14 protein-coding genes are annotated in these 13,949 nt (G+C 72.0%); all 14 read right to left on the bottom strand.

What is annotated here, in order from left to right:
- Window positions 1-83: 83 nt before the first annotated feature.
- The 14 genes from ACX1D3_RS10980 to hisD all read right to left on the bottom strand — a co-directional run bounded on the left by ACX1D3_RS10980 (window position 84) and on the right by hisD (window position 13,942).
- Window positions 84-872, bottom strand: a complete 789-nt coding sequence (locus ACX1D3_RS10980) for an HAD-IIA family hydrolase (protein ID WP_458993918.1) — start codon at window positions 870-872, stop codon at window positions 84-86.
- A 43-nt stretch (window positions 873-915) separates the two neighbouring features.
- A complete protein-coding gene (gene ruvB, locus ACX1D3_RS10975; RefSeq protein WP_458993917.1) occupies window positions 916-1,941 on the bottom strand; it encodes a Holliday junction branch migration DNA helicase RuvB in 1,026 nt (341 codons plus the stop codon).
- Window positions 1,942-1,944: 3 nt separating this feature from the next.
- A complete protein-coding gene (gene ruvA / locus ACX1D3_RS10970) occupies window positions 1,945-2,553 on the bottom strand; it encodes a Holliday junction branch migration protein RuvA (RefSeq protein ID WP_458993916.1) in 609 nt (202 codons plus the stop codon).
- Window positions 2,550-3,065, bottom strand: coding sequence for a crossover junction endodeoxyribonuclease RuvC (gene ruvC / locus ACX1D3_RS10965; RefSeq protein WP_458996532.1), 516 nt, complete (start codon window positions 3,063-3,065; stop codon window positions 2,550-2,552). Before ruvC ends, ruvA begins: the two co-directional genes overlap by 4 nt.
- A gap of 19 nt (window positions 3,066-3,084) precedes the next feature.
- A complete protein-coding gene (locus ACX1D3_RS10960; protein ID WP_458993915.1) occupies window positions 3,085-3,858 on the bottom strand; it encodes a YebC/PmpR family DNA-binding transcriptional regulator in 774 nt (257 codons plus the stop codon).
- A 60-nt stretch (window positions 3,859-3,918) separates the two neighbouring features.
- Window positions 3,919-4,860 (bottom strand): GNAT family N-acetyltransferase, encoded by a 942-nt coding sequence (locus ACX1D3_RS10955; RefSeq protein ID WP_458993914.1) that lies wholly within the window; start codon window positions 4,858-4,860, stop codon window positions 3,919-3,921.
- 7 nt (window positions 4,861-4,867) lie between these two features.
- Window positions 4,868-5,662 carry a lysophospholipid acyltransferase family protein gene (locus ACX1D3_RS10950; protein WP_458993913.1) on the bottom strand — a complete coding sequence of 265 codons (795 nt, stop codon included), beginning with the start codon at window positions 5,660-5,662 and terminating at the stop codon, window positions 4,868-4,870.
- On the bottom strand, window positions 5,659-7,179 hold the full coding sequence (locus tag ACX1D3_RS10945; RefSeq protein WP_458993912.1) for a lactate racemase domain-containing protein: 1,521 nt from the start codon (window positions 7,177-7,179) through the stop codon (window positions 5,659-5,661). The genes ACX1D3_RS10950 and ACX1D3_RS10945 overlap by 4 nt, the downstream gene beginning before the upstream one ends.
- A 16-nt stretch (window positions 7,180-7,195) precedes the next feature.
- Entirely contained in the window at window positions 7,196-9,544 is a 2,349-nt protein-coding gene (locus tag ACX1D3_RS10940) for an HAD-IB family hydrolase (protein WP_458993911.1), read from the bottom strand.
- Window positions 9,537-10,274 (bottom strand): bifunctional 1-(5-phosphoribosyl)-5-((5-phosphoribosylamino)methylideneamino)imidazole-4-carboxamide isomerase/phosphoribosylanthranilate isomerase PriA, encoded by a 738-nt coding sequence (priA, locus tag ACX1D3_RS10935; RefSeq protein ID WP_458993910.1) that lies wholly within the window; start codon window positions 10,272-10,274, stop codon window positions 9,537-9,539. The genes ACX1D3_RS10940 and priA overlap by 8 nt, the downstream gene beginning before the upstream one ends.
- Window positions 10,275-10,339: 65 nt before the next feature.
- A complete protein-coding gene (gene hisH / locus ACX1D3_RS10930) occupies window positions 10,340-10,939 on the bottom strand; it encodes an imidazole glycerol phosphate synthase subunit HisH (protein ID WP_458993909.1) in 600 nt (199 codons plus the stop codon).
- 8 nt (window positions 10,940-10,947) lie between these two features.
- A complete protein-coding gene (gene hisB, locus ACX1D3_RS10925; protein WP_458993908.1) occupies window positions 10,948-11,556 on the bottom strand; it encodes an imidazoleglycerol-phosphate dehydratase HisB in 609 nt (202 codons plus the stop codon).
- Window positions 11,553-12,644, bottom strand: a complete 1,092-nt coding sequence (locus tag ACX1D3_RS10920) for a histidinol-phosphate transaminase (RefSeq protein ID WP_458993907.1) — start codon at window positions 12,642-12,644, stop codon at window positions 11,553-11,555. Before ACX1D3_RS10920 ends, hisB begins: the two co-directional genes overlap by 4 nt.
- Entirely contained in the window at window positions 12,641-13,942 is a 1,302-nt protein-coding gene (hisD, locus tag ACX1D3_RS10915; RefSeq protein WP_458993906.1) for a histidinol dehydrogenase, read from the bottom strand. Before hisD ends, ACX1D3_RS10920 begins: the two co-directional genes overlap by 4 nt.
- Between the last annotated feature and the right edge of the window lie 7 nt (window positions 13,943-13,949).

The following is a 13,949-nucleotide window of genomic DNA, read 5'->3' as shown; positions in this document are numbered from 1 at the left end:
CTCCAGACGTGGGTAAGCCATCGCTCAGGATAGCGGAGCGGCGAAGAATGTCAGCCGCGGCGCTCCCTGGCGTGGGAGTTGGGTCAGCTTCGGGGGTCGTGGGTCAGCATCTGGTGCACGCCGTCGAGGATCTCCACCGGCCGGTAGGGGAACTGGGTGATCGAGGTGGCCGTCGAGATGCCCGTCAGCACGAGCACGGTGTGGAGGCCGGCCTCCATGCCCGCGACGATGTCGGTGTCCATCCGGTCGCCGATCATGCCCGTCTCCTCCGAGTGGGCCCCGATCTTGTTCAGCGCCGAGCGGAACATCATGGGGTTGGGCTTGCCCACCACATAGGGCTCGCGCCCCGAGGCCTTGGTGATGAGCGCGGCGACCGCGCCGGTCGCGGGAACCACGCCCGTCGGCGTGGGGCCCGTGGCATCGGGGTTGGTCGCGATGAACCGGGCGCCCGCGTCGATGAGGCGGATGGCGGTGGTGATGGCCTCGAACGAGTAGGTGCGGGTGTCGCCGATGACGACGAAGTCGGGCGAGCGGTCGGAGAGCACCATCCCTGCGTCGTGCAGCGCCGTCGAGAGGCCGGCCTCCCCCACCATGAAGCAGGTGCCGCCGGGCTTCTGCTCCGCCAGGAACTTGGCCGTGGCCATCGCGGAGGTCCAGATCCGTCCCTCAGGGACGTTGAGGCCGGAGTCCTGGAGGCGCGCGGCGAGGTCGCGCGGCGTGAAGGTGGCGTTGTTGGTCAGGACCAGGAAGGGGGTGTCCGTGGCCACCCAGTGGTCGATGAGCTCCTGCGCGCCGGGCAGAGCCCGGTTGTCGTGCACCAGCACGCCGTCCATGTCGGTGAGCCAGGCCTTGATGTCGGAACGCGTGCGCATGCTGCGTAGGCTACCGGTCGCTGGGCGGGACCCGGCGCCCCGGCTAGTCGAACAGCGCCGGGTTCGCCGACGGGACCGTCATCCCCATGTGCGCGTACGCCGCCCGTGTGGCCACGCGCCCGCGGGGGGTGCGCACCATCAGACCCTGCCGGATGAGGAACGGCTCGGCGACCTCGGCCACCGTCTCGATCTCCTCCCCCACGCTCAGCGCCAGGGTCGACAGGCCCACCGGCCCTCCGTCGAAGAGCCGGCACAGCGCGTCGAGCACCGAACGGTCCAGCCGGTCCAGCCCCCGCTCGTCCACCTCGTACAGCTCGAGCGCGGACCGGGCCACGCCCCGGTCGACCTCGGGGTGGCCCTTCACCTGCGCGAAGTCCCGCACGCGGCGGAGCAGGCGGTTGGCGATGCGGGGCGTGCCTCGGGAGCGGCTTGCGATCTCGCCCCGCGCGGCGCCGTCGATCCGGACGCCCAGCTTTCCGGCCGACCCGGAGACGATGCCCTCCAGGTCTGCCGAGGAGTAGAAGTCCAGCTGCGCGGTGAAGCCGAACCGGTCCCTCAGCGGCCCCGGCAGCAGGCCCGCGCGGGTGGTGGCGCCCACCAGGGTGAACGGCGGCAGCTCGATCGGGATGGCGGTGGCGCCCGGTCCCTTGCCGACGATGACGTCCACCCGGAAGTCCTCCATGGCGAGGTACAGCATCTCCTCGGCGGGGCGGGACAGGCGGTGGATCTCGTCGAGGAACAGCACCTCGCCCTCCGCGAGTCCGGAGAGGATCGCGGCGAGGTCGCCGGCGTGCTGGATGGCCGGGCCGGACGAGATACGCAGCCCGGTGCCGAGCTCGGCGGCGATGATCATGGCGAGCGTCGTCTTGCCGAGCCCGGGCGGCCCGGAGAGCAGCACGTGGTCCGGGGACGTGCCCCGGTGCCGGGCCGCGTCGAGCACGAGGGCCAGCTGCTCGCGGACCCTCGGCTGCCCCTCGAACTCGGCCAGCCGCTTGGGCCGCAGCGCCGCCTCGTAGTCCCTGTCCTCGACGTCGGCCGTCGGGTCCACCTCGGAGTGCTGGTCCACCACCTGCTACCTCCTCGCCAGCGAGTTCAGTGCGGCGCGCAGGAGCTTGGCGATGCCGATTCCCGGGTCCGCCTCGACGAGGTGGGCCACGTTGTCGCAGGCCGCGTCCGCGTCGCGCGCGGACCAGCCGAGCCCCTGGAGGCCGTCGCTGACCTGGGCGCGCCACGCCTCGCCGTCGGTAGGGGCGGGCACGCCGTCCGAGGCCGTGTCCGTCAGCGTCAGGACCTTGTCCTTGAGCTCGATCACGAGCTTCTGGGCGCCCTTGAGCCCGATGCCGGGCACCGAGCACAGCCGCTTCAGGTCCTCGGCGAGCACCGCCCGGCGCAGTTCCCCCGGGGTGAGGACCGACACGATCGCCAGCGCCAGCTTGGGCCCCACGCCGCTGGCGGTCTGCGCGAGCTCGAACGCCTCGCGCTCCCCCTCGTCGCCGAACCCGAACAGCGTCATCGAGTCCTCACGGACCACCAGCGACGTGTGGAGGGTGCAGCGCTCGCCAGGGCGCAGCCCGGCCGCGGTCTGGGGCGTGGTGAGTACCCGGAAGCCGACGCCCCCGACGTCGAGCACGCCGGAGGTGGCGCCGGCCGTGACCACGGTCCCGGTGAGCTGGGAGATCATCTGCTGCCCGTCCTGGCTGCCGCGACAGCCGCGGCGTAGCGGTTGGTGGCGCCCCCGCGCCAGGCATGGCACACGGCGATGGCGAGGGCGTCCGCGGCGTCGGCTGGGCGCGGCGGCGCGTCGAGCCGCAGGATGCGCGTGACCATGAGCGCCACCTGGGCCTTGTCAGCTCCGCCCGACCCGGTCACGGCCGCCTTGACCTCCGACGGCGTGTGGAACGTCACCGGCAGCCCGCGGCGGGCGCCGGTCAACGCCGCGACACCCGCGGCCTGCGCGGTGTCCATCACCGAGCTCTTGTTGTGCTGCGAGAAGACCTGTTCGATCGCGACGGCGTCCGGCCGGTGCTCCTCGAACCACTCGGCCAGCCCCGTCTCCAGGGCGAGCAGCCTCGACGCGACGTCGAGTCCGACGGGTGTGCGCACCACCCCGACGGCCACCAGGACCGGCGGCCGGCCGACGGTGCCGTCGACGATCCCCACACCGCATCGGGTGAGTCCGGGGTCGATTCCGATGATGCGCATGCCCGGTGGATCAGTCCTCGGCCTCGAGGGCCTCGGCGACCTCGGGGGTCACGTCGAGGTTGGTGTACACGTTCTGCACGTCGTCCGAATCGTCCAGCGCGTCGATGATGCGGAACACCTTCTGCGCCACGTCCACCGAGTCCACCTCCTGGTCGAACGAGGGGACGAACTGCACCTCGGAGGAGTCGTAGTCCAGGCCGGCCGCCTCGATGGCCTTGCGCACCTCGACCGTGTCGTTGGGGTCGCAGACCGCCTCCCACACGTCACCGTCGTCGTCGACCTCCTCGATGCCCGCCTCGAGCGCGGCCTCGAGCAGGTCGTCGTCGGAGACGTCCCTGCCGCCCTGCTGCTTGGGGACCGTCACCACGCCCTTACGCGCGAACAGGCGCTGCACGGAGCCCACGTCTGCCATGGTGCCGCCGTTGCGGGTGACCGCGACACGCACGTCGGAGGCGGAGCGGTTGCGGTTGTCGGTGAGGCACTCGATGAGGATCGCCACGCCGGCGGGTCCGTACGCCTCGTACATGATGGTCTCGTAGTCGGCCCCCCCGGACTCGGCGCCCGAGCCGCGCTTGACGGCGCGGTCGATGTTGTCGTTGGGAACCGAGGACTTCTTGGCCTTCTGGACGGCGTCATAGAGCGTGGGGTTGCCGGACAGGTCCCCGCCACCGATCCGGGCCGCAACCTCGATGTTCTTGATCAGCTTGGCGAACAGCTTGCCGCGCTTGGCGTCGATGACGGCCTTCTTGTGCTTGGTCGTCGCCCACTTGGAATGGCCACTCATCCGGACCCACCTTCTTTTATCGCTCTCGTGTCTGACTGCTCGGGACAGCTTATCGCGGGGTCAGGGGACGACCTTCGCGAGCAGGGCCACGGCGTCGCGTGTCGTCCAGCCGAGCTCCGCGCACAGCCGCTGGACGCCCACGCCGTCGGGCGTGTCGATGCCGATGCCCGCCTCCCGGCAGCCTGCGTCCCGCATGGCCTGGAGGCAGCGGCCCATGAGCGCCAGTGAGATCTTGTGGCCCCTGTGCCCGGGGTGCACGCCGAACCGCTCGATCCAGCCGACGGGGGCCCCGTCGTCGTCGGTGTCGGCCACGCCGCTCATGGCGTACCCGACGACGCGGTCCTCGACACGGGCGAGGAAGGACCACTCGGGGCGGAAGTCGTCGTCGTCCAGGCGCGCGGCCCAGACGTCCTCGGCCACCTCGTCGCCCATGCCGCGGAAGCAGATGTTGTGCAGCTGCCGCACCGGCTCCGAGTGGACGGGGGCGAACCGCTCCAGCTCCACGCCGTCGACGTCGGGAACGACCAGCGGCAGGGTCAGGTCACGCTGGAGGTCGTAGTAGAACCGCTCCCGGGTGAAGCCGAGGTTGGTGGCCACCCGCTCCAGCCCTGGGCGGCCCAGCTCCGCGTAGCAGCCGAGCCACAGCGGCTGGCCGGGGCGGAACTCGTCCCGCCAGGCAGTGGCGTGGGTCATCTGCCAGTGCAGCAGGGCCGTGCCGATGTGGAGGTGCCGATGGGTGGGGTGGACGCCGCCCATGAGGTACATCCGCAGCGGATCACCGTCGGCGATGTAGGCGATGGCGTAGGCCGACAGGGACTGGTACGCGTCGTATCCGCCGACGGCGTGCGCGACACGCAGGTCGCGTTGCGTGATGGAGGCGGCCACCCCGGACAGCACCGAGTCCTCCAGGGCGTCCAACTGGGCCCTGAAGTGGTCCAGCTCCGCTGAGTCGTCGGGCCCGAGGAGGCGCCACGCGAGGTGGGGCTCCACATAGGCGTCCATGCCCGGGCTACCGCCAGATCCGCGACTCGGGCGCCGCCTTCGGGGCGGACTGGTCCCAGAGCCGGCGCCATCGGGGCGCGGTCAGCGCGGGGTTGGCCGACGACGCGGCGTCCCGGCGGCGCTGCACCGTCCACCACGACAGGTCGCCCTCGTGGACGAGCTCCTCGACTCGGGCCTGCAGCTCGGCGGTGGCCTCTGTCAGGGACCGGCCGCGGGTGTAGATGGGCGCGCCGAACCTGACCGACACCTTGGGCTTGCTGCGCAGCGCCAGCTTCAGGGTGTCCTTGAGCTTGAACGTGCCGACGATGCCCACGGGCACGATGGGCACGTTGTGCTGGTTGGCGAGGTCCGCCGGCACCGTGGAGAACTCCCCCACCAGGCCGCGTCCGACCGCCTCGTCGGCGAAGACCACGACGTTGCGCCCGCGGGCGATCGCGCGCGACGGCGCGATCATGGTGGGCCGGACGCGCGCCGGGAGCGCGAAGCGCAGCAGCTGGTAGTCCAGGGCCCCCTGCTCGTTGGCGGCGAACACCACGGGCGCCTGGAGCCCGGCGATGCTGTCCGCCGAGACGAGCTCGACCCGCAGCCGCAGGCTGAGCAGGAGGAGCCTGAGGTGGCGCCCGCTGAGGGTGGCGCGCAGGCTCAGATGATCGTGGGTGAGCGGGGGGCGCGCCGGGGCGCCCGTGGGGCGTTCCGGGCGGAGCAGCCCCGTGGCGATCTGCGTCAGGTCCCGGGGCCAGGTCAGCTTCGGCTTCTGCCGCCCGCGCCCGCTCTGCGCCCAGGACGGGAGCTGGCGGGTCATCGCACGTCGCCCAGTGCCAGCCCGGGGCCGCGGAGCACGGTGATGTCCGGCGTGCCCCCGACGCTGTTGGAGGCGATCTCCAAGGCGTCCGCGTACGTGGTCGCCGCGCGGTGGCCGAGCAGGGCGGCGCTGCGCCGGTCCCCGCCCACCCAGATCACGTCGGCGAACTGCTCCGCCGCGCCGGCCGTGGCGTACCACTGGTGGAACACGTGCAGCGGATGCTCCGCGAACTGCTTGCGGTACAGGTCCAGGTACCACTCGTCGTCGATGGCCCGCGGCTCGTACGTGGCTGAGATCTCGGCCGGGTCCGTGGTGTTGGTCAGCACGGTGGCGAAGAAGTCCGCGGCGGCGGACTGGCGGCGGTTGGAGAACCGCCTGCGCAACGGGTGGAAGGCGATGAGCGCGCCGCCGGGGCGGGTGAACGGGGTGCCGAGGTGGGCGCCGGCCCGGGTGACCAGGGCGTGGTGCGCCGCCCCGAGCGGGGAGCCCACCGGATCTCCCTGGTCGAAGGACGCGCCCCAGACCGAGGTGACCAGGACGTCGGAGCGGCCCTTGACCTCCACGGCGTTGGCGGCCTTCCACACGAGCCTGGAGTCGGCGAGGACGCGCGGGTAGTCGCCCCCGAGGACGTCGACGACGGCGTAGTCCGCGCGCGGGTTGCCGTGCAGCACCTGCGCACCCTGCCTGGGGAGCGCGGCCACGATCTGGCGGGCGCTCGCGAACGACAGCTTGTCGCCCAGGTTCCACTCCCATTCCCGCTTGGAGGCGAACCGCAGGGAGCGGCCCAGCAGCGGCTGCCCGAGGACCGCGACGAGGGCGAAGGTGGGGATCTTCTCCCGCACCAGTCGCTCCACCTGCGCGCAGTACTCATCGGTGCGCCCGGCGCCTGAGAGTCGGTTGAGCGTCGAGACGTCGGCCAGGCCGGCGACGAACGGGCACTGTTCCCCCGAGTCCGCCCGGGTGGACACCAGCACCACCAGGTCCGAGTTGGCCACGCGGCGGTTGAACCTCACCGGGACGCCGTCGACCTCGCCGAGCGTGACGAGATCGGGGTCCGTCACGTCGTGGCTGGTCACCAGCGCGTCGGGGAGGAAGGACGTGGCCACCCGGTCGCCCAGGATCTCGGTGACGAGCGCCGCGTTCCAGCGCTGCCTGAGGCCGGTTGCGATGACCAGCTCGACGTCGTCGACGCCGGCGCGAGCCGCCGTCTCCAGCACCCGCTCCACCAGTGTGCGGCGCACCTCGAACTGCGGCCGGGGCAGCGGCTGCTCGGAGTCCGCCACCACGATGGTCAGCCGCGTCTCGGGCTTGAGCTGCGCGGCGAGCGGATCCGCCCCGATCGGGGCGGCCAGAGCGGCGTCGACGAGACCCACCGGGTCCGTCGAGGGCACGGCATCGGCCGCGTAGACGACCCTCGTGCCGACGCCCAGGCGCTGGAGGCGGAGGTCCGCGCCCGCCATGGTGAGCAGCGGCGGGGTCTTGTCGTCCACCTCGAGGACGAATCCGGGACGAGACATCAGTCTTCCTTTCCGTTCACGACATCCTCCAGCGGGGCAGCGGCGACATGGCCGGCCATTCGACGATCGACCAGCCCTTGGTCTTGGCGGCCCTCATCAGCCCGATGTCCGGGCTGACGGCCACAGGGTTGCCCACGGTGGTCAGCATCGGCAGGTCCACGTGGCTGTCGGCGTAGCCGTACGACTGGCTGAGATCGATGTCGTGCAGGGCGGCGTAGTGGGTCAGCCACGCCGAGCGGGACTCGCCCACCATGGGAGGCCCGCTGAGGTAGCCGGTGCAGCGTCCGGCGCCGTCGGTGGCCAGCTCGGCGGCGACGATGGTGTCGAACAGCCCCTCGAACGGCCGGGTCAGCGGCCTGATCACGCCCGTCATGAGGATGGTGGTGTGGCCGGCGTCGCGGTGCTCGCGGATCCGGCGGATGGCGTCCGGGGACATCCGGTCGAGGATCAGCGGGGCGAGCTTCTCGTCGACATAGGCCTCGAGCGCCGCCAGGTCCGCGCCCGCGTAGCGCCGGTAGATGGAGCGCAGGAACACGCCGCGGTCTCGGCGCTCGGCGCCCAGGTAGACCGGCAGCTGCGCGGCCACCCTGGCCACCTCGATCGCGCGGCGCATCGGGGAGAGCTCCGGGAGCCGCGCCCACAGGTAGGTCTCGACGACGTTGGTGGCCATCACCGTGCCGTCGAGGTCGAAGGCGGCCAGGACCGTGCCGGGGGCGGCGGGCTTCAACTCCCTGAAGGTGGCGGAACGGGCCTGCCTGCGCTTGCGGGCGGCCTCGAGGCGGCGCACGGGGTCCGTGATGGCCGGGATGTGCACCTCCTCCAGGTAGTGCTGCCACGTGTAGGAGGCCGAGTCGAAGCCGAACAGGGGCTTGTCGTCGGGGTGGAGCGAGTTGTGCAGCGCGAGGGCGCAGTCGTCGACGAAGTGCAGCTCGGACTGCAGGTATTCGCCGTACAGGGTGAGGTACTTGCTGAGGAAGTCCAGCTGCTTGGCGGACTTGTCGAGGCTGGTCGCCCAGGCGCGGGTGGCCTTCCCGCGCGGGGCGAAGCTCAGCAGCGCGTTGCCCGCCGAGACGCCCTTCTGCGCCACCCACATCAGCTTCTCGATGGGCTCGGCGCCGGGGAACGTCCACGTGGCCAGGGGCGTCGAGCCTTGACCGGAGGTATAGGGGTGCTTCTCGAAGTAGGCCCGGACGTGCTCGTAGACCCCGCGGAACGTCAGCGGGTTCCTGGCCCCGGAGGACCCGTGGTAGTACTCGGGCCGCCCGACCTGGGGGGTGCTCGCGCAGACGGCGATGATCCCGTTGACGATGAAGTCGCACGGGATGATGTCGATCACCGCGTCCGGCGAGGCGGGGAACTCGGGCAGTTGGCCGCGGCCGTAGGCCAGGATGAGCGGCTCGGCCATCTTGAAGCCCTCGATCCAGCCCGGGTACGGGTGGACGAGCGAGGACTCGACGATGGCGGGCCGGTAGATGGAGACCCGGAAGTCCTGCGCCAGGTCCGCCACCACCCGCTCCCCCAGCGCCTTGGCGAAGGTGTAGACGTCCGTCCAGCCCAGGGAGCGCGCACGCTCGGTGCCGGCCTGGACCAGTTCGCGCTTCACCCATTCCTGGCGGCGGCGCTCGGTGTCGCGGGACGTGGTGAGGTAGCCGGCCTTGGCGTGCAGGGCCTCGGCCTCCTTGCGGAGCCTGGTCAGCTGGTCCGCGTCGCGGGAGCGGGCCTCGATGTGCTGCTTCATGGCCAGCGCGGCGGCCGTCTCGGCCTCGTAGTCGACGTCGTGGACGTGCGCGGCCTCGGGGATGGCGCCACGCCGCCGCCCGGCGGTGTACGCGGTGGAGACGTGCACGTAGTGGGGCACCTTCACCAGCGTGCCGTCCTCGTCGGAGCAGGCCTCGCGGAGTCGGGTCAGGAGCGCCTTGGTGCCGACGACGTTGGTCAGGAAGGCCTGGTCGATCGGTGGGTCGAACGAGACGTCGCCGGCGCAGTGCAGCAGGATGTCGAGGTCGCGCGGCAGCTCGGGCACGTTGGGCAGGTCGCCCTCGATCACCTGGACGCGCTCGGCCATCAGCTTCTCGACGCCCCCGGCGGCCTCGACGATGGGCTTGAAGATCTTCTTCCCCAGCAGCCCGGCCACGCGCTGCGCGGCCGTCACCGAGCCCTTGGGGCGCACCAGCACGCCGGTGGTGGTCCCGGGGCACTCGGTGAGCACCTTCCACAGGAGCTGCTCGCCGATGAACCCGGTCACGCCGGTCATCACGATCTTCTTGCCGTCGAGGAGTTCCGAGATCCGGCCTTCCAGCAGCGGGGGCACGTGCACGCGGTCGGGGTGCACCTCGCCGAAGGTGCTGGCGGGGGGCTTAGGCATCTGCTTCTCCTCCGGCGACGGCGAGCGCCTCCTGGATCGTGAACCGGCCCAGGTAGAGCGCCGTCCCGATGATGGCCCCCTCGATGCCCTGGCCCACGAGGCGGCGCAGGTCCCGGAGGTTGTCCAGGGTGGCGATGCCGCCGGAGGCGATGACTTTCCGGCCGCTGCGCTCGGCGACGGCGAGGAGGAGGTCGACGTTGGGGCCGGTCAGCATGCCGTCGGCGTTGACGTCGGTGACGACGAACCGCTCGCAGCCCGCCGCGACGAGCCTGTCGAGGGTCTCGGGCCAGGGGCCGCCCTCCGTCGTCCAGCCGCGGGCCGCGAGGTTCTCGCCGCGCACGTCGAGGCCGATGGCGATGCGGTCACCGTGCTCGGCGATGATGCGCTCGCACCATTGGGGGTTCTCGAGGGCGGCGGTGCCGATGTTGACGCGCCGGGCTCCCGTGGCCAGGGCCCGCTGGAGCGAGGCGTCGTCGCGGATGCCTCCGGAGATCTCCACCATCATGTCGAGCTTACCGACGATCGAGCGCAGCAGCTCGGCGTTGCTGCCGCGGCCGAAGGCGGCGTCGAGGTCCACGAGGTGCAGCCACTCCGCCCCGCCGTCCTGCCACCGCAACGCGGCTGCGAGCGGGTCGCCGAACTCCTTCTGCGACCCCGCGATTCCCTGCACGAGCTGGACGGCCTGGCCGCCCTGCACGTCGACGGCCGGCAACAGCTGCAAGTTCTCCACGACGCCCAACCCTAGCCGAAACCGGCCGTGCCCTCCGGAGGCCGGATCTATGCGCGGGCGCCGCGCTACCAGGAGCCGAGCCAGTTCGCGATGAGCCGCGCGCCGGCGGCCCCGGACTTCTCGGGATGGAACTGGGTGGAGCTCACGGGGCCGCGCTCGACGGCCGCGACGAACGTGGCGTCCTCGTGGCGCGCCGTGGTGACCAGCGCGTCCGCGGGCCCGTCGACGGCGGCGTAGCTGTGCACGAAGTAGAACCTCTCCCCCGCAAGGCCCTCGAACAGCGTGCTGCCCTCGGGCGGGCTCACGGTGTTCCAGCCCATGTGCGGCAGGCGCCTGGCCTCGAGCTCCACCACGCGGCCGCGGAACAGGCCCAGGCCCGGGGTGTCGACGCCGTGCTCGGTGCCCCCGTCGAACAGCACCTGGTGTCCCACGCAGATCCCGAACAGCGGGCGCCCCGTGGCCACCCAGTCAGCGATCAGCTCGACGCCGCCCGCGGCCCGGAGCCCGGCCATGCAGGCCGCGTAGGCGCCCACCCCCGGGACCACGAGGGCGTCCTGGCGGCGCAGCTCCGCCAGATCGTCGGTGACCACCAGCTCCGCTCCCGCGTTGGCGAACGCGCGGGCGGCCGAGTGCAGGTTGCCCGAGCCGTAGTCGAGCAGCCCCACGCGGCGGCTCAGAGCGAGCCCTTGGTGCTGGGCACGCCGGTGACGCGCGGGTCGATCTCGACGGCCTCGCGCAGCGCCCGGGCCAGCGCCTTGAACTGGGCCTCCACGATGTGGTGCGGGTCGCGGCCGGCGAGGAGGGTGAGGTGCACGCACAGCCCCGCGTTGAGGGCCAGCGCCTCGACCACGTGGTAGGTCATGGACCCGGCGTAGGGCACGCCCGATCCGCCGATGAGGGCGTACACCTGGCCGTCCGGCTCCCCCTTGCACACCACGTACGGGCGGCCCGCGACGTCGACGACACAGTCCGCGACCGCCTCGTCGAGCGGCACGACGGCGTGGCCGAACCGGCGGATGCCCGACTTGTCCCCCAGCGCCTGCCTGATGGCCTGGCCGATGCAGATGGCCGCGTCCTCGATGGTGTGGTGGCCGTCGATGTGCAGGTCCCCGGTGGCCTCGACGGTGAGGTCGATGAGGGAGTGCCGCGACAACGCGGTCAGCATGTGGTCGTAGAAGCCCACGCCCGTGCTGATCGTGGAGCGGCCTGTGCCGTCCAGGTCGACGGTGACCGTGATGCTCGACTCGCTCGTGGAGCGCTCGACGGTGGCGGTGCGGGTCACGGTGTGGTCCCTTCGATCGTGGGGTTGAGGTCGTCCAGGGCCGCGCGCAGCGTGGCCATCTCGGTCGGCGTGCCGGCGGAGACGCGGAGGAAGCCGGCGGGTCCGGTCTCCCGGATCAGGATGCCCCGGTCGAGCAGGTCCTGCCAGACCCGGTGCCGGTCCGCGAAGCGCCCGATGAGGCTGAAGTTGGCCTCTGAGTCGATCACGTCGTAGCCGCGGCCCCGTGCCCAGGCCTCGAAGCCCCTGGCCTCCGCGGCCAGCTCACGCACCTGGGCCAGGAGCTCGTCGGCATGCGCGAGCGCCACGCGTGCCACGGCCTGGGTTTGGGCGCTCAGGTGGTAGGGCAGGCGGACGATGCGGCAGGCGTCCACGATGGCAGGGGCCGCCGCCATGTAGCCGACGCGGCCGCCGGCCAGGGCGAAGGCCTTGGACATCGTCCGCGACACCACCAGCCGCGGGTGACGATCCAGCAGCTCCAGCGCCGACGGCTTGGCCGAGAACTCCTGGTACGCCTCGTCGATCACGACGATGGCGTCCGTGCCGGAGCAGATCTCGTCGATTACCTCGAGCGGGACCACTGTGCCGGTGGGGTTGTTGGGCGTGGCGATGAGGACGACGGTGGGCTCCTCCTCGCGGACCGCGTCCAGCACCAGGCGGGCGTCCAGCGTGAAGTCCGGGTGCCTGGGGACCGCGACGTACTCGGTGCACGTGTTGCGCGCGTACTCCGGGTACATCGAGTACGTGGGGGTGAAGGCCAGCACCCGGCGCCCGGGTCCGCCGAAGGCGGTGAGCAGGTGGGCCATGATCTCGTTGGAGCCGTTGGCCACCCAGATCCGCTCCGCCGTGAGCCCGTGTCCCAGGTAGGCCGCCAGGTCCTGGCGCAGTGCCGTCGCCTCCCTGTCGGGGTACCGGTTGAGGGTGCCGGCGGCCGCGACGACGGCTGCCGCCATCTCGTGCCGGATCAGCGGCGACGGCGGGTACGGGTTCTCGTTGACGTTGAGCACCACGGGCACGTCCAGCTGGGGGGCGCCGTAGGGCTCCTGCCCCACCAGGTCCGCGCGGAGGGGCAGCTGGTCGAGGGTGATCATCGGGGCCTCCGGACGGTGATGGCGTTCGCGTGGCCGGGGAGGTCCTCCGCGTTGGCGAACCGCTCCACGCCGTCGGCGATGGCCATGAGCGCCTCCGACGTGTAGCCGATGACGTGGACCGTCTTGATGAACGAGCGCACGCTCAGCCCGGACGAGTGGCAGGCGCACCCGGCCGTGGGGAGGACGTGGGTGGAGCCGGCCGAGTAGTCGCCGAGCGACACCGGCGAGTAGTCACCCACGAAGATCGCTCCGGCGTTGCGGATCCGGTTGGCCACGGACTCCGCGTCTGCGGTCTGGATCTCGAGGTGCTCCGCGGCGTAGGCGTCCGCCACCGCGATCGCCTGGTCGATGTCGCGCACCAGCACCACCGCGGACTGCTGCCCGCCCAGCGCGGTGCGGATCCGTTCGACGTGCCGGGTGGCAGGCACCTGGGCCGCCAGCTCCTCCTGGACCCGCTCGGCCAGCCGTGGGGACGCGGTGATCAGGACCGAGGCCGCGATCGGGTCGTGTTCGGCCTGGGAGATGAGGTCCGCCGCCACGTAGGCGGGGGTGGCCGTGTCGTCGGCGATGACCGCGATCTCGGTGGGGCCGGCCTCCGAGTCGATGCCGACCAGGCCGCGCACCAGCCGCTTCGCGGCCACCACGTAGATGTTCCCGGGTCCGGTGATGAGCGAGACCGGCTCGCAGAGCCCCGGCACGCCGTGGGCGAACATGGCGATGGCCTGGGCGCCTCCGACGGCGTAGACCTCCTCCACGCCGAGGATGTGGCACAGGGCCAGGATGTTGGGGTGCGGCAGGCCGCCGAACTCCTTCTGCGGGGGGGAGGCCACCGCGATGGACGGCACCCCGGCCACCTGCGCGGGCACCACGTTCATGATGACGCTGGAGGCCAGGGGCGCCAGGCCGCCGGGCACGTAGAGGCCCACGCGGTCCACCGGGATGTTCCGCAGCCCCACGCGGGCGCCGTCGGCCAGGACGGCAGGCGCCGGGTTGCGGTCGAGCTCGAGTTCGCCGGCCACGTGGCGTCGGCGGCGGATGGCCTCCGCGAAGGCATCGGCCAGGTCAGGGTCCAGCTCGTCGGCGGCGCGCCTCAACGCCTCCGCCGGCACCCGGAGGTGGGTGGGGGTCACGCCGTCGAACCTCTGCGAGAACTCGCGCAGCGCGTCCTCGCCGCGATGCACGACTGCGTCGACGATGGGCGCGACGACGGAGACGGCGGCCTCCACGTCGAACTGGCCCCGGGGAAGGTGGTCGCGGTAGGCGCCGTCGACGCCCGTCAGATCTAGAACTCGCAGCACAACGCCC

This window comes from Tessaracoccus yangjingae (assembly GCF_054483935.1).
The sequence above is the reverse complement of the archived record's forward strand: the minus strand, read 5'-3'. Positions and strand labels throughout refer to the sequence as shown.